We start from the raw sequence: 23,448 nt of genomic DNA, 5'->3' as shown, positions 1-23,448 counted from the left end.
GGCAGCCTCACGGGCTGTTGATATGCCCCGTTTAAGGGGGATTAATTAGGGCATACTGTAGGTTTGACGGTGGTTTCCGTGCGCGAATAGGCGGACCACCTGCGGGGTTTTACTAAATCGATTGTGCGGGGCTAGGGTGCCTCGAATGTTCCACGCTCCGCACGAAATTCAGAGGGCCACGCTCCCCCAGGCCGCCCGAGAGCCGGAGACCGACCGGAGGCAGGCGTCGGCCACACCGCGCAAGAGACGCGACGCCTTCTTCGACAACGCCAAGTACCTGGCGATCGTGCTGGTGGCGGTGGCTCATGCGTGGGAGCCGGTGATGGAGGGCAGCCGCGCCACCAGAGCGCTGTACATGCTCGTCTACACCTTCCACATGCCGGCCTTCATCATCATTTCCGGCTACTTCTCGCGGAGCTTCACGGGCCGTCCCGATCAGCTGAAGCGGCTGGTGAGCGGCCTGATCGTGCCGTACGTGGTGTTCGAGGTGGCGTACACCCTCTTCACCCGGTGGGTCATCGACCCGGGCCATCCGTTCAGCCTGACCGATCCGTTCTATCTGACCTGGTTCCTGTTGGCGCTGTTCATCTGGCGATTGTCCGTACCGCTGTGGCGCGCGATCCGGTGGCCGCTGCCGGTCGCGCTGGGCATCGCCGTGATCGGTTCGCTCACCCCGGACATCGGGGACGATCTCGATCTCCAGCGCGTGCTGCAGTTCCTGCCGTTCTTCGTGCTGGGGCTGTCGCTGAAGCCGGAGCATTTCGAGCTGCTGCGGCGGCGGGAGGTCCGGCTGCTGGCCGTGCCCGTCTTCGCGGTCGCGGCGGTCTTCACGTACTGGATCACGCCGGACCTGCGGATGGGCTGGTTCTTCCGCACCTCGGGCGCCGGGGACCTGGGCGTGGCCTGGTGGGCGGGGCCGGTCATGACGTTCGGGCTGTTCGGTTGTGCGCTGCTGCTCACGGCGGCGTTCCTCGCGCTGGTGCCGCGCCGGCGGACCTGGTTCACGGTGCTGGGCGCGGGCACCATCTGCGGGTACCTGCTGCACGGCTTCCTGGTGAAGGCCATGGACTATCTGGAGCTGGTGGCCCGGCACCCCTGGCTGGCCGGTCCCGCCGGGGAGATCGCGGTGACGCTGGTCGCCGCGACGGCGGTGACGCTGTTCTGCACGCCTCCGGTGCGGCGGGCGCTGCGCTCCGTCACGGAGCCGGAGCTGTCGTGGGCGTTTCGCCGGGACGCGAAGGAGGCGGCTGGGGCAGGCCCAGCAAACGCCGGACGTTCGCGTACTTCAGGGTGAGACGGGCCCGGGTCGCCTCGTCGAGGACGGCGAGGCGGGACGGGTCCGCGTTGTGGGCGAGGTCGGATTCCTTGACGAGCAGGGCGCCGGGGGTGGCGAGGATGCGCCGGGTGTACTCCCGCACGTCCTCGCCCTCGCGCTTGGTCAGGGCGAGGACCATGTCCTTGACGGACTGCGGCAGTTCGGCGCCGTCCAGCCACTCCCGGGAGAGCGCGTCGTCCTCGATCGCGTCGTGCAGCCAGGCCGCCGCGATCTGCTCCTCGGATCCGCCCCGGCTGCGGACGCCCTCGGCCACGGCCTGGAGATGCTCCGTGTAGGGCCGGCCCGCCTTGTCCGTCTGGGTGGCGTGCGCGTCGCGGGCGATGGCCTCGACCTGGGCGAGGGTGAGGGAAGACATGCCCCGACTGTACGGGGCGGGCCGGCTGTCAGCCGATCAGGTGGTAGTCCGCCATGACCGCCAGGAAGAGCGGGGCGGCCAGGGCTATCAGGGTGTAGTGGATCCGGCCCGCGCGGCCCCACCAGCCGCGCCGCCATGCCACTGCCGCACAGCCGAGGGTGGCCACGGCGGCCACGGCGGTGGCGGTGAGGCTCTGGAGCGCCGCTGCGAGCAGGGGTGAACTGCCGAGGAAGACGGTCTCGTTCAGGGCGTTGGCGTCGAGGACCAGGGTCAGGAACAGGCCGAGGAAGACGACCGGCAGGACGCACAGGGTCCAGGCCACGACGCGGGCGAAGCGGGCGCCCCAACCGGACGAAGGGCGGTGCGTGCGGCCGCGGGCACGCCGGATCAGGGCGGTCAGGGGCCAGCCGAACAGCCCGGTCAGCAGCACCAGGAGCGCGGCGCCGGCCGCGAGCTGGTGCGTGCGCGAGGAGGCGTACCAGGAGGAGCGCTCGTAGGCCACGGTCGGATCCTGGCCGGTGAGCAGTCGGCCGTCGGCGAAGGCGATCGTGTCCTGGCCGCCGCGCTCACGGAAGAGGCCGTCGCCGACCGGTATCCAGTGCTGTGTGGCCTTGTCGGGGTCGTAGGAGAGCGGACCGTCGGTGGTCAGTCCGCCGTCCGCACCGTCCGCGGTCACCGTCACGTCGCCCATGAGCGCGGCCGCCTTCGTCAGGTCGGCGGTGGAGGTACGGCTGGAGCGGTACGTCCCTTCGTAGCGGGCGGCGTCCGTGAGGGGAGCGGCCGTGGGTGGGGTGGTGGGCGTCGTACCGCCCGGGAAGAAGTGGGCGACGAAGGCGTTGACCAGGTCCCGCGCGGCGAAGGACGCCGCGCCGTTCGCACCGTCCCCGTTGAAGGTGACGTAGATACCGGTGTCGCGCTCCGGCAGCAGGGCGAGGAGGGAGTGGAAACCGGGGACGTCGCCGTCCTTGAGGAGCAGGTTCTGGCCGTCGCGGCGGTCCTGGGTCAGCAGGTACGCCATGCCGGGCAGTCGCGGGTCCGGGCCGAAGTGGCGGCTCTCCAGCGCGGTCACGCTCTCCGGGCGCAGGATGCGGGACCCGCCGAGCCGGCCTCCGTCGAGCAGGGCACGCATCAGTCTGCCCATGTCGGCGGCGGTGGTGACGGTGCCCGCGCCGGTCGGGGACATCGCGCCGAACTGGCCCCGGGCCCGGATCGGGCCGCCGTCCGAGGGGCGGTAGCCGTGGGCGGTGTCCGGACCGGTCATCCGTGGATCGCTCTGGTCGAAGGTCGTGCGCGTCATGCCGAGCGGGCTCAGAACGCGCTCGTCCATGTACGCGGCGAAGGGGCGGCCGGAGACGGCCTGGACGAGATAGCCGGCCAGCGCGACCCCGTAGTTGTCGTACGCCGGGACCTGTCCGGGCGGCCGGACGCGGGCCGGCTGCTCGGTACGCAGGAACTCCTCCAGGTCACCCGCGTCCCGGGGATGGATCCGGCCCGCTCCCAGGGCGACGGTGTCGAAGCCGGAGGTGTGGGTCAGCAGGTGCTCCACGGTGACCGGGCGGCCGGGGTAGGTGTCGGCGATCTTGAAGCGGGTGAGGTAGCGGTTGACGTCGGCGCGCGGGTCGAGCTTCCCCTCCTCGACGAGCTGCATGACGGCCACCGCCGTGAGGACCTTGGCGACCGATCCGGTCAGGAAGCGGGTGCGGTCGGCGGAGACGGGCGTACGGCGGCCGGTGTCCGCGATCCCGTACCCCTGGGCGGCCAGCTGCCGGCCGCCCAGGACCACGGACACGGAGGCGCCCGGTATGTCGCACGCCGCGAGCCGCGCGGGGATCTCCTTGTCCAGGAACGCCCGCACTTCGGCAGGGCGGGGCGGCGGGGAGCTCGTCGCGGCCGACGCCGTGGCCGTGGCCACCATGGTGAACAGCAGCGCCAGCACGGCCGGCGCCACCCTCGCGAATCCGCGCATCGACCCTCAACTCCCCCGACGAACCAGTGAACCGGTCTTTCGTCAAAGAGCGTATGAGCCGGTGGCGGCCATGATCGATAGGCCTGACCCCCCTCTTGGGGGTGTACCTAACCCCCCTGCCCGGACCCCCGGAGTCAGGGCTCCCGGCAGATCAGCAGCAGCGCGCGGTCGTCGTTGACGTCCTTGGCGACGGTCTCGATCAGATGCCAGGCCGCGCCCTCGAAGCCCGTCGCCACATGGCGGTCCGCCTCGCCGGTGAGCCGGTCCATGCCCTCGGCGATGTCCCGGTCGGAGGCCTCCACCAGGCCGTCGGTGAAGAGCATCAGGACGTCGCCGGGCCGCAGCCTGCCCTTGACCGGATCGAACTGGGCGCCGTCGTACACGCCCAGCAGCGGGCCTTCCGCGGACTTCTCCTCCCAGCGGCCGCTTCCGGCATTGAGCTGGAGCGCGGGGAGGTGGCCGGCGGAGAGGAGCTCGTAGTCCCCGGAGTCGAGGTCGAGGACGAGATGGACGGAGGTGGCGAAGCCCTCGTCCCAGTCCTGGCGCAGCAGGTAGCCGTTGGCGGCGGGCAGGAAGCCGTGCGGCGGCAGCGAACCGAGGAGCCCGCCGAAGGCGCCGGAGAGCAGCAGGGCGCGGGAGCCCGCGTCCATGCCCTTGCCGGAGACATCGGTGAGGACGACCTCCAGGGTGCGGCCGCCGTTCGTCCGGGCCGCGACCACGAAGTCGCCGGAGAAGGACTGGCCGCCCGCCGGGCGCAGCGCCATCTCGTGGTGCCAGCCCTTGGGGAGGCGGGGCAGGGCGCTCTGCACCCGGATGCGTTCGCGCAGGTCGAAGAGCATGGTGCCGCCGCGCCGCCACGGCACTCCGACGCGGGCCCGGAACTGGGCGATGAGCAGCCCGAAGAATCCGCAGGCCGCCACGACGAGGACGGTGCCCGGGGTGACGCGCGCGGGCCCCTCCATGTACGGGCCGAGCACGAGCGACTCGACGATGAGCGCGGCCGCGGCGGCCGCGTACAGCCCGAGGAGGCTCGCGGGCCGCAGGAGCAGGCCGCCCGCGACGATGGGCAGGACGAGCGCGTTGGGCGAGCACCAGACCGGCAGCGCCATCGTGCCGCAGGCGATCGCCGGGATGGTGAGGAGGAGACCGGCCAGGGCGACCCAGTCGGAGCCGTCGCCGCGGAAGTAGTCCACTGCGGATTTGCGCAGCGCCGTGCGGGCCCGGTGTGCGGACCTCCGCAGCCGGGCCGCGTACGAGTCTGCCGCGCCATGTGTCATTGCCGTGGACCCTATCCACCCGCCCGGTCCACGTGCAGGGGTACCCCCACGACAATGCATTCGAAATCGGGTCGCGACGGGTCACCCCGCCCTGGTAGGGAGGGCATATGACGACAGAGCTGCGGGTGCTGCGACCGTCCGAGTGGGACGACTGGTTCGGGAAGCTGGAGCGGGCGTTCGGTGGCACTCCGGAGGAGCCGGAGGAGCGCGAGCTGGAGGAGGCTCTCACCGAGCACGAGCGTTCTCTCGGGGTCTGGGACGGCGACGAGTGCGTCGGTACGGCCTCCGCGTACAGCTTCGGGGTGTCGGTGCCGGGCGGCTCGTTCGTCCCCGCGGCCGGGGTGACGATGGTGAGCGTGGCGGCGACGCACCGGCGGCGCGGGGTGCTCACCTCGATGATGCGTCGCCAGCTGGACGACGTACGCGCGTGGGGCGAGCCGCTCGCCGTGCTCACGGCGTCCGAGCCGGCGATCTACGGCCGGTTCGGGTACGGCATCGCGACGCACCAGATGAGCGTGGACATCGACACGTCGCGGGTACGGATCGCCGTACCGCCTGGGGCCGATGACGTGCGGCTGCGGTTCGTTCCGGTGGCGGAGGGCGCGGAGGCGTGCGAGGCGGTGTATCTGCGCACGATCGGGACGCGGGCGGGGATGCTCGAACGGCGGCCGGGGTGGGAGCGGCTGCCGCTGCTCGATCCGGTGAGCGAGCGGGACGGCGCGTCGCCGATGCAGTGCGTGCTCGCCGAGCGCGGCGGGGAGGTCGTCGGCTACGTGCGCTTCCACAACAAGTCGGAGTGGACCGCGAACGGGCCGGACGGGTCCGTCACCGTGCGGCACATCGACGCGCTGGATCCCGCGGCGTACGCGGCGCTGTGGCGGTTCGTGTGCGGGATCGACCTGACGTCGACGGTCCGGTCGCGGAACCGGCCGGTGGACGATCCGCTCCTCCACCTGGTCTCGGACGTGCGGCGGTGCGGGGTGCGGGTGCGGGACTCGATGCACGTGCGGCTGGTGGACGTCGGCGCGGCGCTGGCGGCGCGGACGTACCGGACTCCGGTGGATGTGGTGTTCGAGGTGGAGGACGCGTTCTGTCCCTGGAACGAGGGACGTTGGAGGCTCACGGGCGACGCGAAGGGGGCGTCCTGCGAGCGGACGGGGGACGCGGCGGACGTGGCGTTGTCGGTGCGCGATCTGGGGGCGGCGTACTTGGGTGGGGTGACGCTGTCGTCGCTCGCCGGGGCCGGACGGGTGCGGGAGCTGCGCGGCGGCGCGGTGCGGGAGGCGTCGGTCGCGTTCGGGGCGGACCTGGCGCCGTGGCTGCCGCACGGGTTCTGAGGCGCGGGGGTACGGGGGTGCCTGCGCGGCCAGGGCCTGATCCGAAAGACAGGCCCTAAGCCGGCTGGCACGTCGGGCACCAGAACAGGTTCCGGGCCGCCAGGTCCGCCGTGCGGATGGCCGTCGCGCAGATGTGGCACGGCAGTTGCGCCCTGCGGTACACGTACACCTCACCGCCGTGGTCGTCGACGCGCGGCGGGCGGGACATCGCCTCGGGGGTGTGCTCGGGGCGGACGGTGTCGATGCGGTTGTTCCGTACGCCCTCGCGCATCAGCGCGACCAGGTCCGTCCAGATGGCGTCCCACTCGCGCCGGGTGAGCGAATTGCCCTGGCGGTACGGGTCGATGCCGTGCCGGAAGAGGACCTCCGCCCGGTAGACGTTCCCGACGCCCGCGATGACCTTCTGGTCCATGAGCAGGGCCGCGATGGTGGTGCGGCTGCGGGAGACGCGGGCCCAGGCCTTGTCGGGAGAGTCCCCGGCGCGCAGGGGGTCCGGGCCGAGCCGGTCGTGTATCGCCTGCTTCTCACCGTCGGTGATCAGGGCGCAGGTGGTGGGGCCGCGCAGGTCGACGTACGCCTCCGGGTTCGCGAGCCGCAGCCGTACCGTCTCGGTGGGCGGGGGCGCCGGGGCGTCGCCGAAGTTGACCTTGCCGAAGAGGCCCAGGTGGATGTGGACCCATTCGTCGCGGGGGAAGGCGAGGAAGAGGTGCTTGCCGTGGGCCTCGGTGCCCTCCAGCACCGTGCCGTCGAGCAGCGCCGCCGAGTCGGCGAACTTGCCCTGCGGGCTGGTCACCCGCACGGACCGGCCGCCGAACCGTTCCCGGTAGTCGGCGGCCAGTCGGTGGATCGTGTGCCCCTCGGGCATCAGGCTTGCGGGTGGTGGGCCGGGATCGGGGGGAGCTCGCCGGTGGTCTCGTACACCGACAGCATGTCGATGCGGCGGGTGTGCCGCTCCTCGCCCGAGTACGGGGTGGCGAGGAAGATCTCGACGAACTTCGTCGCCTCTTCCTGGGTGTGCATCCGGCCGCCGATGGAGATCACGTTGGCGTTGTTGTGCTCACGGCCGAGGGCGGCGGTCTGCTCGCTCCAGGCGAGGGCGGCGCGCACCCCCTTCACCTTGTTCGCGGCGATCTGCTCGCCGTTGCCGGAGCCGCCGATCACGATGCCGAGGCTGTCCGCGTCCGCGGCCGTCCTCTCGGCGGCACGCAGGCAGAACGGCGGGTAGTCGTCCTGGGCGTCGTAGATGTGGGGGCCGCAGTCGACGGGCTCGTGGCCGTGGGCCTTGAGCCATTCGACGAGGTGGTTCTTGAGTTCATAGCCGGCATGGTCCGAGCCGAGGTACACGCGCATGGTCCGAGTGTGGCACGCGGGCGCGCGGGTAGCGGTCAGCGGGGTCGCGGGGCATGTCCGGACCGTCTCCGACCCACGGGATCTTGACCGTCACTCTGTGTACACAACGTTCCGGAATATGGTCTTCCTTTATCTCGGCTCACCCGCTTCAATACTCAGGTTCGTAACCCGAACGACCCGCATACGTAAGGAATCGTCCATGACCACCCAGCCGACCCTTACGAAGACAGGCGGGAGCACCGGCACTCCCGGTGACCCTCAGTCTTCCAACGGTCTCCAGGCCGGTCTCAAGAACCGCCATCTGTCCATGATCGCCATCGGCGGCGTGATCGGCGCAGGACTCTTCGTAGGGTCCGGTTCCGGTATCGCCAAGGCGGGGCCGGCCATCCTCCTGTCGTACGCGCTCGTCGGCTTGATGGTCGTCTTCGTGATGCGGATGCTGGGCGAGATGGCCGCCGCGAACCCGACCTCCGGCTCCTTCTCCGCGTACGCGGACCGGGCGCTCGGCCGCTGGGCCGGATTCTCGATCGGCTGGCTCTACTGGTTCTTCTGGGTCGTGGTGCTGGCCGTAGAGGCCACGGCCGGTGCGGAGATCCTGGAGAGCTGGATACCCCAGGTGCCGCAGTGGGGCTGGGCGCTCATCGTGATGGTCGTGCTGACCGCGACCAACCTGGCGTCGGTGGCGTCGTACGGCGAGTTCGAGTTCTGGTTCGCGGGCATCAAGGTCGTCGCCATCGCCGCGTTCGTCGTCGTCGGCCTGCTCGCGGTCTTCGGACTGCTGCCCGGCTCGGACAACCCGGGCGCCGGCCTGTCGCACCTGACCGACACCGGCGGCTTCTTCCCCGCGGGCTACGGCGCGATCCTCACCGGTGTGCTGATGGTCGTCTTCTCCTTCATGGGCAGCGAGATCGTGACCCTCGCGGCCGGTGAGTCCGAGGACCCGCAGCGCGCCGTCACCAAGGCCACGAACAGCGTGATCTGGCGGATCGCCGTCTTCTACCTGGGCTCGATCTTCGTGGTGCTGACGCTGCTCCCGTGGAACGACCCGTCGATCGCCAAGGACGGCTCGTACGTCGCCGCGCTCAACTCCATCGGCATCCCGCACGCCGGCGAGGTCATGAAGGTCATCGTGCTGACCGCCGTGCTCTCCTGCCTGAACTCGGGTCTCTACACGGCCTCCCGGATGGCCTTCTCGCTCGGCCGGCGCGGCGACGCGCCGAAGGCCTTCGCCCGCACCAACGCGCGAGGTGTGCCGACGGCGGCGATCCTGGCCTCCGTGCTCTTCGGCTTCGTCGCGGTGTTCTTCAACTACAAGTGGCCGGACACGGTCTTCGCGTTCCTGCTGAACGCCTCCGGTGCCGTGGCGCTCTTCGTCTGGCTGGTCATCTGCGTCACGCAGCTGAAGATGCGCGGGATCATCCAGCGCGAGACGCCGGAGAAGCTGATCGTGCGGATGTGGCTGTTCCCGTATCTGACGTGGGTGACCATCGCGATGATCTCGGGCGTGCTGGTCTACATGCTGTACAGCGGCGGGGACGCGCGCGAGCAGGTCGTTCTGTCGCTGCTGGTGGCCGCCCTGGTCATCGCCATCGCGGTGGTGCGCGACCGGCTGCCGAAGAAGGCGGACGCGGACGCCGAGATCAACGCCTGATCAACGCCTGATCAAGTCCTGATCAAGGCTGATCGAGGCTGATCGAGGAAACGCGAGAAGGGGCTCCGTACACGTTCGGTGTACGGAGCCCCTTCTTTCTTTCGTACGCGCGCCTCAGCCGCGGCGGCCGATCAGCTTCCATGCCGTCGGCAGCGCGCCCATCGCCAGCGCGGCCTTGAGCGCGTCCCCGACCAGGAACGGCGTGAGGCCCGCGGCGACGGCCTGGCCGAGCGTCATGCCGGTGGCGAGGGAGAGGTACGGCACGCCGACCGCGTAGATGATCGCGGAGCCGAGCACCATGCTGCCGGCGGTGCGCAGGACGGTGCGGTCGGCGCCACGGCGGGCGAGGTCGCCGACGACGGTCGCGGCGAGCAGCATGCCGAGGATGTAGCCGAAGGACGGCATCGCATACCCGTGCGCGCCCTCGGCGAACCACGGCATGCCCGCCATGCCCACCAGCGCGTACAGCGCGAGGGACAGGAAACCGCGGCGGGCGCCGAGCGCGGTGCCCACGAGCAGCGCGGCGAAGGTCTGGCCGGTGACCGGGACCGGGGAGCCGGGGACCGGGACGGCTATCTGGGCGGCGATGCCCGTGAGTGCGGCGCCGCCGACGACCAGCGCGGTATCCACCGCGTACTTCGTGCGGGAGGCGGGCAGCAGGTCGGCGAGGACCGCTCCGGCTCGAACGGGTGCGGCTGCAGTGCTCATCGGGACTCCGCGGAGGTGAGGGTGACGGGGAGGACACGGTGACGCTAGCGGACACGTAAGCACGTGATCACCATCAGTCGTGAACAAAGGCCGAATCCCCGACTTGGTGGGGTCCTCACAAACGATGACCATGCGGAGAGCCATGGAGTGACGCTCGTCACTGAGTCGAGGTTCGAGGCCGCGACGGCCGAGACTGTAGGTTTTGGCCAAATCCACCCGTTGCCCGATGTGCATGCGCCGCGTGCTTGGCGTGTACAGTTCTTCACATTGTGTGAGCGTGGTGTCCGTATACCGGTCCCCCGTTCCCCGTCAGCGGTGCACACGACGAAACTGTGTGGGTTTCCGCTCACCCCTCTCGGCTACTGAACAGGGCACGCCCATGTCTCGGACTTCCGCGCCCGCGCCCGTCGACGCCGCACCCGTCGACTCGTCGCTCGCGCACGGCCTCAAGCAGCGCCATCTCTCGATGATCGCCCTCGGCGGTGTCATCGGTGCCGGACTCTTCGTCGGCTCGGGCGCCGGTATCGCCGCCGCCGGACCGTCGATCGTCATCGCGTACGCGATCTCCGGCCTGCTCGTCATGCTCGTGATGCGCATGCTCGGCGAGATGTCGGCCGCGAATCCCGCATCCGGCTCGTTCTCCGTGCACGCGGAGCGGGCCATCGGCCCCTGGGCCGGGTTCACCGCGGGCTGGGCGTTCTGGTTCCTGCTGTGCGTGGCCGTCGGCCTGGAGGGCATCGGCGCGGCGAAGATCATGACCGGCTGGATGCCCGACACGCCCGAGTGGGCCTGGGTCGCGCTGTTCATGCTGGTGTTCTGCGGGACGAACCTGGCGGCGGTGAAGAACTTCGGCGAGTTCGAGTTCTGGTTCGCCGCGCTCAAGGTCGGCGCGATCGTGCTCTTCCTGGGCATCGGCGTGCTCGCGATCGTCGGCGTCCTGCCGGGCACGGACGCCCCGGGCACCGCGAACCTCACCGGCGACGGCGGGTTCATGCCCAACGGCACCGAGGGCCTGGTGATCGGACTACTCGCGTCGGTCTTCGCGTACGGCGGCCTGGAGACGGTCACCATCGCCGCGGCCGAGTCCGAGCACCCCGTCCAGGGCGTGGCAAAGGCCGTGCGTACGGCCATGTGGCGCATCGCGCTCTTCTACATCGGCTCGATGGCGGTCATCGTCACGCTCGTCCCGTGGGACGACAAGACGGTCGTCGACAAGGGCCCGTACGTCGCCACCCTCAACCACCTCGGCATCGACGGCGCCGGGCAGATCATGAACGTCGTCGTGCTGGTCGCCCTGCTCTCGGCGATGAACGCCAACATCTACGGCGCCTCCCGCATGGCCGGCTCGCTGGTCGCCCGCGGCCAGGGCCCGAAGGCGCTCGGCAAGCTCTCCGGCGGCGTGCCGCGCATCGCGGTCCTCACCTCCTCGGTCTTCGGCTTCGGCTGTGTGCTGCTCAGCTACTGGCGGCCCGACGACGTCTTCATCTACCTGCTCAACACGATCGGCGCGATCATCCTGGTCGTCTGGATCTTCATCGCCGTCTCGCAGCTGCTGCTGCGCCGCAGGACGGAGCGCGAGGCCCCGGAGAAGCTGGTCGTGAAGATGTGGGCGTACCCGGTGCTGACCTGGGTGGCACTGCTGGGCATGGTCGGGATCTTCGTCCTGATGGCCCGCGACCCGGGCACCCGGGTCCAGCTGTACTGGACCGGCGGCCTGACGCTGGTGCTCGCGGTCGTCGGCTACATCCGTCAGACCGGTAAGGCGAAGCTCCAGGCGGGCGCGCCCGTCGACGGCGGCAAGGACAGCTCCGCCGTCGACGCGACCGGCTGACGCTCAGCCACACGCCACACAGGACCCCCGGGCCGCCGCCAAGGCCCGGGGGTCCTTCGCATGCCGGAACGGTCGACGGTGATCACGAAATCGAACTTCTGCTGTTAATCTGCACTTGCATAAGGTTTGCAATAGGCAGTGGAAGGGCTCGGACGAACATGGCTGTTTACACGCTTCCTGAACTTCCGTACGACTACGCGGCGCTCGAACCCGTCATCAACCCGCAGATCATCGAGCTGCACCACGACAAGCACCACGCGGCCTACGTGAAGGGCGCCAACGACACGCTGGAGCAGCTGGCGGAGGCGCGCGACAAGGAGGCCTGGGGCTCGATCAACGGCCTGGAGAAGAACCTCGCGTTCCACCTGTCCGGGCACATCCTGCACAGCATCTACTGGCACAACATGACCGGCGACGGCGGCGGCGAGCCGCTGGACAAGGACGGTGTGGGCGAGCTCGCGGACGCGATCGCCGAGTCCTTCGGCTCCTTCGCGAAGTTCAAGACGCAGCTGTCCAAGGCCTCGGCGACCACGCAGGGCTCGGGCTGGGGCGTCCTCGCGTACGAGCCCGTCAGCGGCCGGCTGATCGTGGAGCAGGTGTACGACCACCAGGGCAACGTCGGCCAGGGCTCGGTGCCGATCCTGGTCTTCGACGCCTGGGAGCACGCCTTCTACCTGCAGTACAAGAACCAGAAGGTCGACTTCATCGAGGCCATGTGGCAGGTCGTCAACTGGCAGGACGTGGCGAAGCGTTACGCCGAGGCCAAGGAGCGCACGCCGCTGATCGCGCCGTGAACTGACCTGCTCCTGGAGTCGTCCTGCTCGTGATCGTCTTCTCAACCTTCACTTGCAGGCGGATAAAGGAAGGGCCCCCGTGAGGACGTGACTCGCGGGGGCCCTTCTGTCTGCGCGGGTGCGGTCAGTCGAAGATCGGGCCCTGCGTACGCGTCCGCTTGATCTCGTAGAAGCCCGGCGTCGACGCGACCAGCAGCGTGCCGTCCCACAGCCGCGCCGCCGCCTCGCCCTTGGGCGCGGGCGTGACGACAGGGCCGAAGAAGGCCACGCGTCCGCCGTCCTCCCCCGGGACCGCGATGACCGGGGTGCCGACGTCCTGGCCCACGAGCTCGATGCCCTCCCGGTGGGAGGTGCGCAGCTCGGCGTCGTACTCGTTCGAGTGGGCGTAGTCGAGCAGCGACGTGGGAAGGCCGACCTCCTCCAGCGCCGCCGTGATCGCGTCGTCCGTCGCGCCCAGGCCCTGGTTGTGGAAACGGGTGCCGAGAGCGGTGTAGAGCGGGCCGACGATCTCGTCGCCGAACTTCTGCTGGGCGGCGATGACGACCCGCACCGGGCCCCAGGCCGTGGCGAGCTGCTCCCGGTACTCGGCGGGGAGCTCGTCCAGCCGGTCCTCGTTGAGCACGGCCAGGCTCATGACGTGCCACCGCACGTCCACCGGCCGGACCTTCTCCACCTCCAGCATCCAACGGGAGGTCATCCAGGCCCAGGGGCACAGCGGGTCGAACCAGAAGTCGGCGGGGGTCCTGGTCTCGTTGCTCTCGTTGCTCTCGGACACGTCTCTCCTCGGGGTGGGCCGGGGTGGGCCGGGTGGGCTTCGAGGGAGGAACACCGGCGTCACGCGGAGGCATTCCCTGCCCAGGGCCCGAGGGTCCCGGGCGCGTGCGAGGATCAAGGCTGTTCGTACGAGACACGAAGGAGTGGCCGTGCCCGGAGAGAATCTGTCCCGCGACGAGGCCCGCGCACGGGCCGCGCTGCTGTCGGTCGACAGCTACGAGGTCTTCCTCGACCTGCGGTCGGCGACCGGGGAGAGCACCGGGCCGGAGCCCCGCACGTTCCGCTCCGTGACGACGATCCGTTTCCGCGCCGCCGAGCCGGGCGCCGCCACCTTCGCCGATCTGATCGCCCCGTCCGTGACCGCCGTCACACTGAACGGCGAGAAGCTGGACCCGGCCGCCGTCTTCGACGGCTCCCGGATCGCGCTCACCGGTCTGCCGGCGGAGAACGTCCTGGTGGTGGACGCGCAGTGTGCGTACAGCCGCACCGGTGAGGGCCTGCACCGCTTCGTCGACCCGGAGGACGGCGAGGTCTACCTCTATACGCAGTACGAGCCGGCCGACGCCCGCCGCGTCTTCGCGAACTTCGAGCAGCCGGACCTGAAGGCACCCTTCCGTTTCGAGGTGGCGGCGCCGGCGGAGTGGACCGTCTGGAGCAACGGGGCGGAGGAGTCGCGCGACGGGGAGATCCGGCGGTTCGCGCGGACGCAGCCCATCTCGACGTACATCACCGCCGTCGTCGCCGGGCCGTACCACCACGAGACCGACGTCTACACGCGTACGTACGACGACGGCACGACGCTGGAGATCCCGCTCGGGGCGATCTGCCGCAAGGGTCTTGCCCGGCACTTCGACGCGGACGACATCTTCCTGATCACGAAGCAGGGCCTGGACTTCTTCCACGACCACTTCGACTACCCGTACCCCTTCGGGAAGTACGACCAGGCCTTCGTGCCCGAGTACAACATCGGGGCGATGGAGAACCCGGGCTGTGTGACCTTCCGGGAGGAGTACATCTTCCGGGGGAGGGTGACGGCGGCGTCGTACGAGCGGCGGGCCAACGTCATCCTGCACGAGATGGCGCACATGTGGTTCGGCGACCTGGTCACCATGCGCTGGTGGGACGACCTGTGGCTCAAGGAGTCCTTCGCGGACTTCATGGGCTCCTTCTCGCTGGTCGGGGCGACCCGCTTCACCGACGGCTGGGTGACCTTCGCCAACAGCCGCAAGGCGTCGGCGTACCGGGCCGACCAGCTGCCCTCCACCCATCCGGTCACGGCCGACATCCACGACCTGGAGGACGCCAAGCTCAACTTCGACGGCATCACGTACGCCAAGGGCGCGTCGGTCCTGAAGCAGCTGGTGGCGTACGCGGGGCGGGAGGCGTTCCTGGAGGGCGCGCGGCGCTACTTCAAGGCGCACGCGTACGGGAACACGGAGCTCGGCGACCTGCTGTCGGTGCTGGAGGAGACCTCCGGGCGGGACATGACGGCGTGGTCGCGGTCGTGGCTGCAGACGGCGGGCGTGAACTCGCTGACGCCGGTGGTGACGTACGACGCCGGTGGCCGGATCACGGAGCTGGCCGTCGTCCAGGACGGGGACGAGCTGAGGCCGCACCGGGTGGCCGTCGGGCTGTACCGGCACGAAGGGCCCGATCTGGTGCGCTACGCGCGCGCCGAGGTGGACGTCACCGGGGTGCGGACGGTCGTGACGGAGCTGGCGGGCGCGGAGAAGCCGGCGCTGGTGCTGGTGAACGACGACGACCTGACGTACTGCAAGATCCGCTTCGACGAGGGGTCGCTGGAGACGCTGCGGTCGCATCTGGGGTCGGTGACGGACTCGCTGGCACGGGCGCTGTGCTGGTCCGCGCTGTGGAACCTGACCCGTGACGCGCTGATGCCGGCGCGGGACTTCGTGGCGCTGGTCCTGGACTTCGCCGGGCGCGAGTCGGACATCGGCGTGCTCCAGATGGTCCACGCGTGGGCGCGGACGGCTCTCGTCCACTACGCCGCGCCCGAGTGGCGCGAGGAGGGCGGGCGGTTGCTGTCCGAGGGCGCGCTGCGGGAGCTGAGGGTGGCCGAGCCGGGCAGCCAGCACCAGCTGACGTGGGCGCGGTTCTTCGCCTCGCTGGCGGCGACGGACGCGGATCTGCGGCTGCTGCGGGGGCTGCTGGACGGTACGGCGAAGATCGACGGACTGGACGTGGACCAGGAGCTGCGCTGGGCGTTCCTCGAGCCGCTCGCCGCGCACGGAGCGGCGGACGAGACCGTGATCGGGGAGGAGCTGGCGCGGGACGACACGGCGTCCGGCAAGCGCCACCAGGTGCGGTGCCTGGCGGCGCGGCCGTCGTCGGCGGTCAAGGACCAGGCGTGGGCGCAGGTGGTGGAGTCGGACGCGTTGTCCAACGCGTTGGTGACGGCGACGATCTCGGGGTTCGCGCAGGCGTCGCAGCGGGAGTTGCTCGCGCCGTACGTGACGAAGTACTTCGCGGCGATCGAGCGGGTGTGGGCGGAGCGGTCGATCCAGATCGGCATGGATGTGGTGGCGGGGCTCCACCCCGCGCTCCAGGGTGACCGGCCCACGCTCGACGCGACGGACGCGTGGCTCGCGGCGCACCCGGCGGCGCCGCCGGCCCTGCGCCGCCTGGTCCTGGAGGCCCGCGACGACCTCTCCCGCGCCCTGCGCGCGCAGGCGCGCGACGCGGCAGCGGCGTAACCGGGGGGCGCCCCCCAGGCCCCCGTGCTCGAGTGCCCCTCGCGCCGGGGCACCTGGCCCCCGTGCCCCTCGGCCGGGGGGTGCCTGCGGCGGGCCTTTTCCCCTACCCGCCCCTTCCCGAAACTGGGGCTCCGCCCCAGACCCCGCGCCTCAATCGCCGGCGGGGCTCCTTTGGAGCCCGTCCGGCGTTTGAGGACACGGCCGGAGGCCGTACGGGGGTCTGGGGGCTTGCCCCCCACGCGGCGGAGCCGCAAATCGACACTGCGGGAAGGGGCGGGGCGGGGAGAGAAGCCCGCCGCAGGCACCCTCACCACCCACCCACCCCACCGCGCGAGGGCGCAATCGGCAGTCGAACGTCCGTACTTTAGGGCGATGTTGTCCGGAATTGTCGACGGATGTGTAACAGCGGTTAGGAAGCCCCACCCGCGCGGGAATTGCCGAGGCATGACCCACAACACCCCTCTCTCCCCCCGCCCCTTGCCCCGGCTCTCCGACGTACGCGACCGCGTCATGTCCGCCGCCCAGCTGCGTGCGCACGGTGTTCCGGCCGGGCAGGTCGCCGAGCGGTGCACGCCCGGTGGGCCGTGGCAGCAGTTGCTGCCCGGTGTGTATCTGCTGCACCCGGGGCCGCCCACCAGCGAGGAGCGGCTGCATGCCGCGCTGCTGTACGCGGGACACGGCGAGGCGATGATCACCGGGCTCGCCGCGCTCGCGCTGTACGGGTTCACGGCCGCTCCGCCGCTGACCTCGCTCGACCGGATCGACGTGCTGGTGCCGCGCACCCGGCGGCTGCGGTCGGTGGGGTGCGCCCGGCTGATCCGTACGCACACGACGCCGAGCCCGCAGGAGGTGACGGGCCTGCCCGTCGCCCCGGTGGCCCGCGCGCTCGCGGATGCCGTGGCGCGGCTCTCCGACGCGGCCGCGGTGCGCCGGCTGCTCACCGAGGCGGTACGCGGTGGGCACTGCGAACCGGCCGCGGTGGTGCGGGAGCTGAACCGCGCACGGCTGCTGGCCCGGCCCCACGTCGTGGGTGCCGTGGACTCGCTGCTCGCCGAGGGGCGGGCGCTGGCCGAGGAGCGGCTGTACGCGCTGGTGCGGGAGCACGGGCTGCCCGAGCCGCTGTGGAACGTGGATCTGCGGCTGCCGGGCGGCCCGCACCTCGGCGGTGTCGACGCGTACTGGCCCGAGCACTCCGTCGCCGTGGAGCTGGACACCCGTGCCCCGCGAACCCAGGACGGGGACACGGACGCGGAGTGGACCGCGTACAGCAGCAAGCGCGAGCATCTGGAGCTGCTCGGCATCACCGTCGTCCACATCACGCCGAAGAAGCTGCGGGAGTCCTCCGAGCAGCAGGCGACGGTGATCCGTACGGCCCTGATGGCGTCCCCGGACCGGGAGCCCGCCGCCTACGTCGTCGTCCTCCCCCGCTAGCTGCCGCTCCGGCTACCGGGGCGGCAGAACTCGGCCTCGACCACCGTCGCGGAGTCTCCCGCCCAGTCCGCGTTGAAGTTCAGCGCGAGCGAGTGGCGGGCGTCCCGGGTGGTCACGGCCTCGGACGCGGAGCCGTGGATCCCGCCGCCATGGCCCCAGACCTCCTTGCCGCAGGACAGCTCGGTGCTCATCAGCCCGAGGCCGTAGCCGTACTGCGGCACCTCCGCCGACATCGGGACGGTGTCCGTCATCTCCTTCAACTGCCCGGCGGGCAGCAGTTTTCCGCCCAGCAGCGCACGGTAGAAGCGCTGGAGGTCCGAGGTCGTCGAGATCATCTCGCCCGCCGCTCCCGCCATGGACGGGTTGAGCTCGGTGACATCGTGGATCTTCTCCGCCGCCGGGTCGAGGGACAGCTTCGAATACGCGCGGCCGCTCGGCTGTGGCATCCCCACGGCCGTGCCGGGCACGCTGGTCGCACGGAGCTTCAGCGGCCGCAGGATGCGGCGTTCGATCTGCCGCCCGTACGACTGCCCGGTCACCTTCTCGATCACCATCCCGGCGAGGACGTAGTTGGTGTTCGAGTAGCTCCAGGACGTGCCGGGCGCGAACTCCGGCTTGTGCTCCATGGCGATCGCCACGAGCTCACGGCCCTGCCAGGTGTCGTAGCGGTGCTCCAGGAAGCCGGGCCCGAAGACCTTCGCCATCAGGGCCGGGTCGCTGGTGTAGCTGTAGACGCCGCTGGTGTGGTTGAGCAGCTGCCGTACGGTGATCTTCCGCCCGTCGTGTCCGTTGCCGCGGACCACACCGGGCAGCCACCGCTCGACGGTGTCGTCCAGGTCGAGCTTGCCCTCGGCCTGGAGTTGCAGCAGGACCGTCGCGACGAACGTCTTGGTGATGGAGCCGACGCGGAAGCGGTCCTGCGGGAGCCGGCCGCTCCCGGCGGTGCCGTCCCAGGTGCCGCGCGGGTCCTGGGCCCTGGCCACCACCCCGGGCACTCCCGCGCGCACGGCCGCCGCGATGGCCGCCCGGGTGTCCTCGTGGCCGCTGCCGGTGCTCGGTGCGGCGGCGGCAGCCGGGGCTGCGAGGGCGCCGGCGGCGAGCGCGGCCGCCACCAGCGCTCCGGTCAGTGCGGAACGTACTGACATACGAACTCTCCTGTCTGCGGGTCGTCTCGACTGACAGGACCCCGACGGATCGTGCCCAGTTGATCGGATTTCAGCCGTTCGCGGCGGGGAACGACCCGTCCACCCGGCCCAGCGCGGGGCGTTCGCGCCACAGTTCCAGGCCGATGTCGACGAGAGCGACCCGGTCGAGGTCCGCGACCGCGTCCAGGGGGTGCCAGGCGGCGAGGTCGGTGGAGCCGTTCGTCTCGGGGCGCAGCTCACCGCCGGTGACACGTCCTTCGTACACGATGCGCAGGCTGTGGAAGTCCGACTCGCCGCCGAGCCTGCGCGGGCGGCGTGTGCGCATGGAGTCGATGCCGAGGAGGGTGGTCACCTCGGCCGTGTATCCGGTCTCTTCCGCGACCTCGCGGACGGCCGTGTCGACGGGGTCCTCGCCGTGGTCCATCCCGCCGCCGGGCAGGGTCCACTTCCTGGTGCCGTCCCGGCCCACCCAGCGGGCGAGCAGTATCCGTCCGTCCCGTACACATACGGCGTAGGCCGCCACCCGCAAATCCTGACTCATGCGGTGAGGTTAGAGGCGAGGCACGTCAACCTATCACGTACCCTTCAGGGGTTAGCCGTACAGGTGAAGGGGAGCCCGCCCATGTCCGACACCGACATCGACGCCGACCCGCGTCCGCTGATCGGCGAGCCGGTCTCGCTGGACCTGCTCAACACCCGCTGGATCGAGGACGGTGAGCACAAGGACCTGCTCACCTCCGTCGACGGGCTGCGGATCTGGCTGCGCAGCAGCGGCCTCGGCGACCGCTTCGCCGCCGACGCCCCGACCCTGGAGAAGACCCGGATCGCGCGGGACGCGCTGGGCGCGGCCGTGGACGGCCGGGGGGACGCGGCAGCGACCGCGCGGGCCGACGCCGTACTCGACCACGGACGCATTCGCGCCATGCTGACCACCGAGGGCCCCGGCGAGCGGGCCGAGTTCGCCGATCCGGCCTGGGGTCCGGGCTGGACGGCCGTACGCGACTACCTGGATCTGCTGCGCACGGCGCCCGACCGTATCCGCGCGTGCGCCCATGAGGCCTGTGTCCTGCACTTCTTCGACACCTCGCGCAACGGCACCCGGCGCTGGTGCTCGATGGCCGTGTGCGGCAACCGCGCCAAGGCATCGCGGCACTACGCCCGCACGAAGGACAGCTGACCCCACCGCGTACGCCCGGAACCTCCGGGTTCGTCCCACATGGCGCGGGGAGCGCGGTGGCGGATCTCCGCCATGTGCATGTCCCGTCTTCGCCAACTCTCCACAAACCTCTGTCACTTGCGAAAGGCTGAGCGGTCATCCGGCACCGACATCCGGACCCGTTCTGACCCGTCCTTTCACAACACAGGGATGCTGATGACTTTCGAGTCCCAGAGCGCCATACCCGGGCCGAGACGCGTCGCCCGAGTGGCTGCCGCCACCGCACTGGTGGCCGCGCTCGTCGCGACCGGCGCCGCACCCGCGTTCTCGGCGGCCACCGCCGACGACCCGGCCGGCTCCGCCCCCGTCAAGTCCTCCCCCGCCTCCGACAAACTCGGGGCAGCCGACGCCGATCTGCTCGCGCAGGCCGAGGCCACGGGCGAGAAGTCCGTCACGCTGATGGTCGCCACCGCGCCCGGCGCGACCGAGCAGGTCGCGCGCCAGTTCGACGCCGTACCCGGCGCCACGGTCGGCAGGACGGACGACAAGCTCGGTTACGTACGGGCCACCCTGCCCACCGGCAGGGCGGACGCCGCCATCAAGGCGGCCCAGAAGCTCACCTCCGTCCAGGGCATCGACCTCAAGCACGAGATCGAGCTGGACGACCCGACGCCCGCGGCCGACACCGCCAAGGGCGCCGCCACGGGCACGACGACCGCGGGCAGCTACCCGGCCCCGGGCAAGCACACGCCCGCGAAGAACCCGTACAACCCGTCCTTCGAGACCGGCGCGGTGGACTTCGTCAAGGACCACCCGAAGGCCGACGGCCGCGGCGTGACCATCGGCATCCTCGACTCCGGTGTCGACGTGGCCCACCCGGCGCTGCAGAAGACCACCACCGGCGAGCGCAAGATCGTCGACTGGGTCACCGCGACCGACCCGGTCAGCGACGGCGACGGCACCTGGCTGCGGATGGACACGGGCGTCACCGGCCCGGTGTTCACGGCGGACGGCCGCACGTGGAACGCCCCGGCCGGCTCGTACCAGTACCGGAAGTTCGCGGAGGCCGCCACCAAGGGCGGCGACATGGCAGGTGACCTCAACCGCGACGGCGACACCACCGACGTGTGGGGCGTCCTGTACGACGCGGCCGCCGGTACCGCCCGTGTCGACCTGAACAACAACGCGGACTTCACCGACGACACCGCGATGAAGCCGTACAAGGACGGCTTCCAGATCGGCTACTTCGGCACCGACAACCCGGCCACCGAGGTCGTCGAGCGCATCCCGTTCGTCATCGAGATCCGCAAGAACGTCCCCGGCTCGGCTTCCGACTTCGTCAGCATCGGCGTCATCGAGGGCTCGCACGGCACCCACGTCGCCGGCATCACCGCCGCCAACAGCCTCTTCGGCGGCCGGATGAACGGCGCGGCCCCCGGCGCCAAGCTCGTCTCCTCGCGCGCCTGCACATGGAGCGGCGGCTGCACCAACATCGCGCTCACCGAGGGCATGATCGACCTCGTCACCAACCGCGGTGTCGACATCGTCAACATGTCCATCGGCGGACTGCCGGCGCTCAACGACGGCAACAACGCCCGCGCCCGCCTCTACACCCGGCTGATCGACACCTACGGCGTCCAGCTGGTCATCTCGGCGGGCAACGAGGGCCCCGGTGTCAACACCATCGGAGACCCGGCTCTGGCCGACAAGGTCATCTCCGTCGGCGCCGCGATCTCCAAGGAGACCTGGGCCGCCAACTACGGCTCCGCCGTGGCCAAGAAGTACGCGATGCTGCCCTTCTCCTCCCGCGGCCCGCGCGAGGACGGCGGCTTCGCCCCGACGATCACCGCGCCCGGGGCTGCCATCAACACCACCCAGACCTGGGCCGCCGGCGGTCCGGTCAAGGAGGCGGGCTACCAGCTCCCGGCCGGCTACTCGATGCTCCAGGGCACCTCGATGTCCTCGCCGCAGGCCGCAGGCGCGAGCGCGCTGCTGCTGTCCGCCGCCAAGCAGGAGGGCATCGCACTGCCGCCCGCGAAGCTGCGCACCGCGCTGGTCAGCCAGGCCGACCACATCCCCGGCGTCCAGGCGCACGAGGAAGGCGCCGGGCGGATCAACGTCGTGGACGCGTGGAAGGAGATCAAGCGCGGCGCCACCGCCCACGAGTACACCGTCAAGGCCCCGGTCGACACCGCGATCGACTTCGCGCTCGCGCAGCCGGGCTTCGGCACCGGTCTGTACGACCGTGAGGGCGGCCTGAAGGCCAGTCAGAAGAAGACGTACGACATCACGGTCACCCGCACCACGGGTCCGGACCGTCCGGTCCGCCACGAGCTGCACTTCCAGAACAACGACGGGACGTTCCGCGTCGTCGGCGACGACGTCGTCGACCTGCCGCTGAACAAGCCGGTCACGGTCAAGGTCTCGGCCCGGCCGAAGGCGGCGGGCGTCCGCAGCGCGATCCTGGAGCTGACCGACCCGCTGACCAAGGGCATCGACAAGCAGATCCTCACCACCGTGGTCGTCTCCGAGGAGCTGGCCAAGCCCGCGTTCTCCGTCTCGCACAGCGGCTCGGTGCAGCGCAACAGCTCGACGTCGTACTTCGTCAACGTGCCGGCCGGCGCGAAGAACCTGGAGGTCGCGCTCGGCGGCCTCGACAAGGGCAGCCAGACCCGGTTCATCGCGATCCACCCGTACGGTGTCGGGGTCGACGACAGCTCGACGATCTTCTGCTACCCGAACTACGTGAACCCGGCCAACACCTGCCGCCCGGACGTGCGCTCGTACCCGGACCCGGCGCCCGGTGTCTGGGAGATCGAGGTCGAGTCGCGGCGTACGTCGCCGCTGCTGGACAACCCGTACGCGCTGGACGTGACCGTGCTCGGCGCGGACTTCGACCCGGCCGTGCAGACGCTGCCGGAGGCCAAGGTCGGCACCCCGGTCCCGGTCCGGTGGAACGTCTCCAACGGCTTCGCCGCCATCGACGGCAAGGTCGGGGGCGGCTCGCTCGGATCCGCCAAGGTCGCCCGTCCGACGATCAAGGACGGTGAGCAGCAGATCAGCAAGGTCACCATCGGCGAGGGTGTGGAGCGGCTCGATGTGACCATCGGCTCCACGGCCGACAACCAGGCCGACCTCGACCTGGTGGTCTTCGACGGGAACGGCGCCGAGGTCGGCCAGTCCGCCGACGCCGACTCGGAGGAGTCGGTCAGCCTGCTGAAGCCGAAGGCCGGTACGTACACGATCGTCGTCCTCGGCTACTCGGTCCCGGCCGGGACCACCGCCTACGACTACCGCGACGTGTACTTCTCGGACTCGCTCGGCACCGTCAAGGTCGACGGGGCCCCGGTGAAGCTCGCCAACGGGGCGACGGCGCAGGTCGGCGCCGAGGTCGTGGTGGCGGGCCCGGCGCCCGAGGGCCGGCAGTTCTTCGGCCAGGCGCAGCTGCTGACCGCGCGCGGCACGGCCGCGGGCACCGGCAGTGTGGTGATCGAGAAGGTCACTCCGTAGCCGTACGGGTACGGGGTGCGAGGGAGTGTCCGCACACGACCTCGGGCGGGCGTCCGGTCGGACGCCCGCCTTTCTCACACCCCGGACAATGGATTGGACAAGGTGGCCGGGGA

The 23,448-nt window shown here is 70.7% G+C and carries 18 protein-coding genes; 9 read left to right on the top strand and 9 right to left on the bottom strand.

What is annotated here, in order from left to right; all coding sequences use genetic code 11:
* The first annotated feature begins 145 nt into the window (after nt 1–145).
* Nucleotides 146–1,294 carry an acyltransferase family protein gene (locus ABT342_RS04455; RefSeq protein WP_351566850.1) on the top strand — a complete coding sequence of 383 codons (1,149 nt, stop codon included), beginning with the start codon at nt 146–148 and terminating at the stop codon, nt 1,292–1,294.
* Here the strand turns inward: ABT342_RS04455 and ABT342_RS04450 are convergent.
* The 3 genes from ABT342_RS04450 to ABT342_RS04440 all read right to left on the bottom strand — a co-directional run bounded on the left by ABT342_RS04450 (nt 1,197) and on the right by ABT342_RS04440 (nt 4,934).
* The gene (locus tag ABT342_RS04450; RefSeq protein WP_351566847.1) at nt 1,197–1,691 is read right to left on the bottom strand and encodes an HD domain-containing protein; all 495 of its coding nucleotides are present in this window, start codon (nt 1,689–1,691) and stop codon (nt 1,197–1,199) included. The genes ABT342_RS04455 and ABT342_RS04450 overlap by 98 nt on opposite strands.
* Before the next feature lie 28 nt (nt 1,692–1,719).
* Nucleotides 1,720–3,657: a serine hydrolase domain-containing protein gene (locus ABT342_RS04445; RefSeq protein WP_351566844.1), complete on the bottom strand. Its 1,938-nt coding sequence runs from the start codon at nt 3,655–3,657 to the stop codon at nt 1,720–1,722.
* A 134-nt stretch (nt 3,658–3,791) separates the two neighbouring features.
* Complete coding sequence (locus ABT342_RS04440; protein ID WP_351566841.1) at nt 3,792–4,934, bottom strand: SpoIIE family protein phosphatase; 1,143 nt, start codon at nt 4,932–4,934, stop codon at nt 3,792–3,794.
* A 107-nt stretch (nt 4,935–5,041) separates the two neighbouring features.
* Here ABT342_RS04440 and ABT342_RS04435 point away from each other — a divergent pair, with 107 nt between their 5' ends.
* The gene (locus ABT342_RS04435) at nt 5,042–6,271 is read left to right on the top strand and encodes a GNAT family N-acetyltransferase (protein ID WP_351566838.1); all 1,230 of its coding nucleotides are present in this window, start codon (nt 5,042–5,044) and stop codon (nt 6,269–6,271) included.
* Nucleotides 6,272–6,326: 55 nt separating this feature from the next.
* On the opposite strand, the gene ABT342_RS04430 is transcribed toward ABT342_RS04435, so the two are convergent.
* Nucleotides 6,327–7,136 carry an Fpg/Nei family DNA glycosylase gene (locus ABT342_RS04430; protein WP_351566835.1) on the bottom strand — a complete coding sequence of 270 codons (810 nt, stop codon included), beginning with the start codon at nt 7,134–7,136 and terminating at the stop codon, nt 6,327–6,329.
* Complete coding sequence (locus ABT342_RS04425) at nt 7,136–7,621, bottom strand: ribose-5-phosphate isomerase (protein ID WP_351566832.1); 486 nt, start codon at nt 7,619–7,621, stop codon at nt 7,136–7,138. Before ABT342_RS04425 ends, ABT342_RS04430 begins: the two co-directional genes overlap by 1 nt.
* Before the next feature lie 199 nt (nt 7,622–7,820).
* On the opposite strand from ABT342_RS04425, the gene ABT342_RS04420 reads away from it, so the two are divergent.
* Nucleotides 7,821–9,272 carry an amino acid permease gene (locus tag ABT342_RS04420; RefSeq protein WP_351566829.1) on the top strand — a complete coding sequence of 484 codons (1,452 nt, stop codon included), beginning with the start codon at nt 7,821–7,823 and terminating at the stop codon, nt 9,270–9,272.
* A gap of 114 nt (nt 9,273–9,386) precedes the next feature.
* Here ABT342_RS04420 and ABT342_RS04415 read toward each other — a convergent pair whose 3' ends face one another.
* Nucleotides 9,387–9,980, bottom strand: a complete 594-nt coding sequence (locus ABT342_RS04415; protein WP_351566826.1) for a biotin transporter BioY — start codon at nt 9,978–9,980, stop codon at nt 9,387–9,389.
* A 379-nt stretch (nt 9,981–10,359) separates the two neighbouring features.
* Here ABT342_RS04415 and ABT342_RS04410 point away from each other — a divergent pair, with 379 nt between their 5' ends.
* Both ABT342_RS04410 and ABT342_RS04405 read left to right on the top strand, forming a co-directional pair.
* Nucleotides 10,360–11,811, top strand: a complete 1,452-nt coding sequence (locus tag ABT342_RS04410; RefSeq protein ID WP_351566824.1) for an amino acid permease — start codon at nt 10,360–10,362, stop codon at nt 11,809–11,811.
* A 158-nt stretch (nt 11,812–11,969) separates the two neighbouring features.
* Nucleotides 11,970–12,605 (top strand): superoxide dismutase, encoded by a 636-nt coding sequence (locus ABT342_RS04405; RefSeq protein ID WP_351566822.1) that lies wholly within the window; start codon nt 11,970–11,972, stop codon nt 12,603–12,605.
* 124 nt (nt 12,606–12,729) lie between these two features.
* Here ABT342_RS04405 and ABT342_RS04400 read toward each other — a convergent pair whose 3' ends face one another.
* Nucleotides 12,730–13,380, bottom strand: a complete 651-nt coding sequence (locus tag ABT342_RS04400; RefSeq protein ID WP_502965457.1) for a mycothiol-dependent nitroreductase Rv2466c family protein — start codon at nt 13,378–13,380, stop codon at nt 12,730–12,732.
* A 148-nt stretch (nt 13,381–13,528) separates the two neighbouring features.
* On the opposite strand from ABT342_RS04400, the gene pepN reads away from it, so the two are divergent.
* The gene (gene pepN, locus ABT342_RS04395) at nt 13,529–16,093 is read left to right on the top strand and encodes an aminopeptidase N (protein ID WP_351566820.1); all 2,565 of its coding nucleotides are present in this window, start codon (nt 13,529–13,531) and stop codon (nt 16,091–16,093) included.
* 444 nt (nt 16,094–16,537) lie between these two features.
* Entirely contained in the window at nt 16,538–17,524 is a 987-nt protein-coding gene (locus ABT342_RS04390) for a hypothetical protein (protein WP_351566817.1), read from the top strand.
* On the opposite strand, the gene ABT342_RS04385 is transcribed toward ABT342_RS04390, so the two are convergent.
* Together ABT342_RS04385 and ABT342_RS04380 are read right to left on the bottom strand one after the other, a co-directional pair.
* On the bottom strand, nt 17,521–18,669 hold the full coding sequence (locus ABT342_RS04385; RefSeq protein WP_351566814.1) for a serine hydrolase domain-containing protein: 1,149 nt from the start codon (nt 18,667–18,669) through the stop codon (nt 17,521–17,523). The genes ABT342_RS04390 and ABT342_RS04385 overlap by 4 nt on opposite strands.
* Before the next feature lie 70 nt (nt 18,670–18,739).
* Nucleotides 18,740–19,210 carry an NUDIX hydrolase gene (locus tag ABT342_RS04380; RefSeq protein ID WP_351566811.1) on the bottom strand — a complete coding sequence of 157 codons (471 nt, stop codon included), beginning with the start codon at nt 19,208–19,210 and terminating at the stop codon, nt 18,740–18,742.
* A gap of 81 nt (nt 19,211–19,291) precedes the next feature.
* On the opposite strand from ABT342_RS04380, the gene ABT342_RS04375 reads away from it, so the two are divergent.
* Both ABT342_RS04375 and ABT342_RS04370 read left to right on the top strand, forming a co-directional pair.
* On the top strand, nt 19,292–19,846 hold the full coding sequence (locus ABT342_RS04375) for a CGNR zinc finger domain-containing protein (RefSeq protein ID WP_351566808.1): 555 nt from the start codon (nt 19,292–19,294) through the stop codon (nt 19,844–19,846).
* A gap of 189 nt (nt 19,847–20,035) precedes the next feature.
* Entirely contained in the window at nt 20,036–23,335 is a 3,300-nt protein-coding gene (locus ABT342_RS04370) for a S8 family serine peptidase (RefSeq protein ID WP_351566805.1), read from the top strand.
* Nucleotides 23,336–23,448 lie beyond the last annotated feature (113 nt).

It is taken from the genome of Streptomyces sp. NPDC000410, assembly GCF_040300305.1.
In the GTDB taxonomy this organism is placed as follows: domain Bacteria; phylum Actinomycetota; class Actinomycetes; order Streptomycetales; family Streptomycetaceae; genus Streptomyces.
This window is presented reverse-complemented; position numbering and strand designations above follow the sequence as displayed.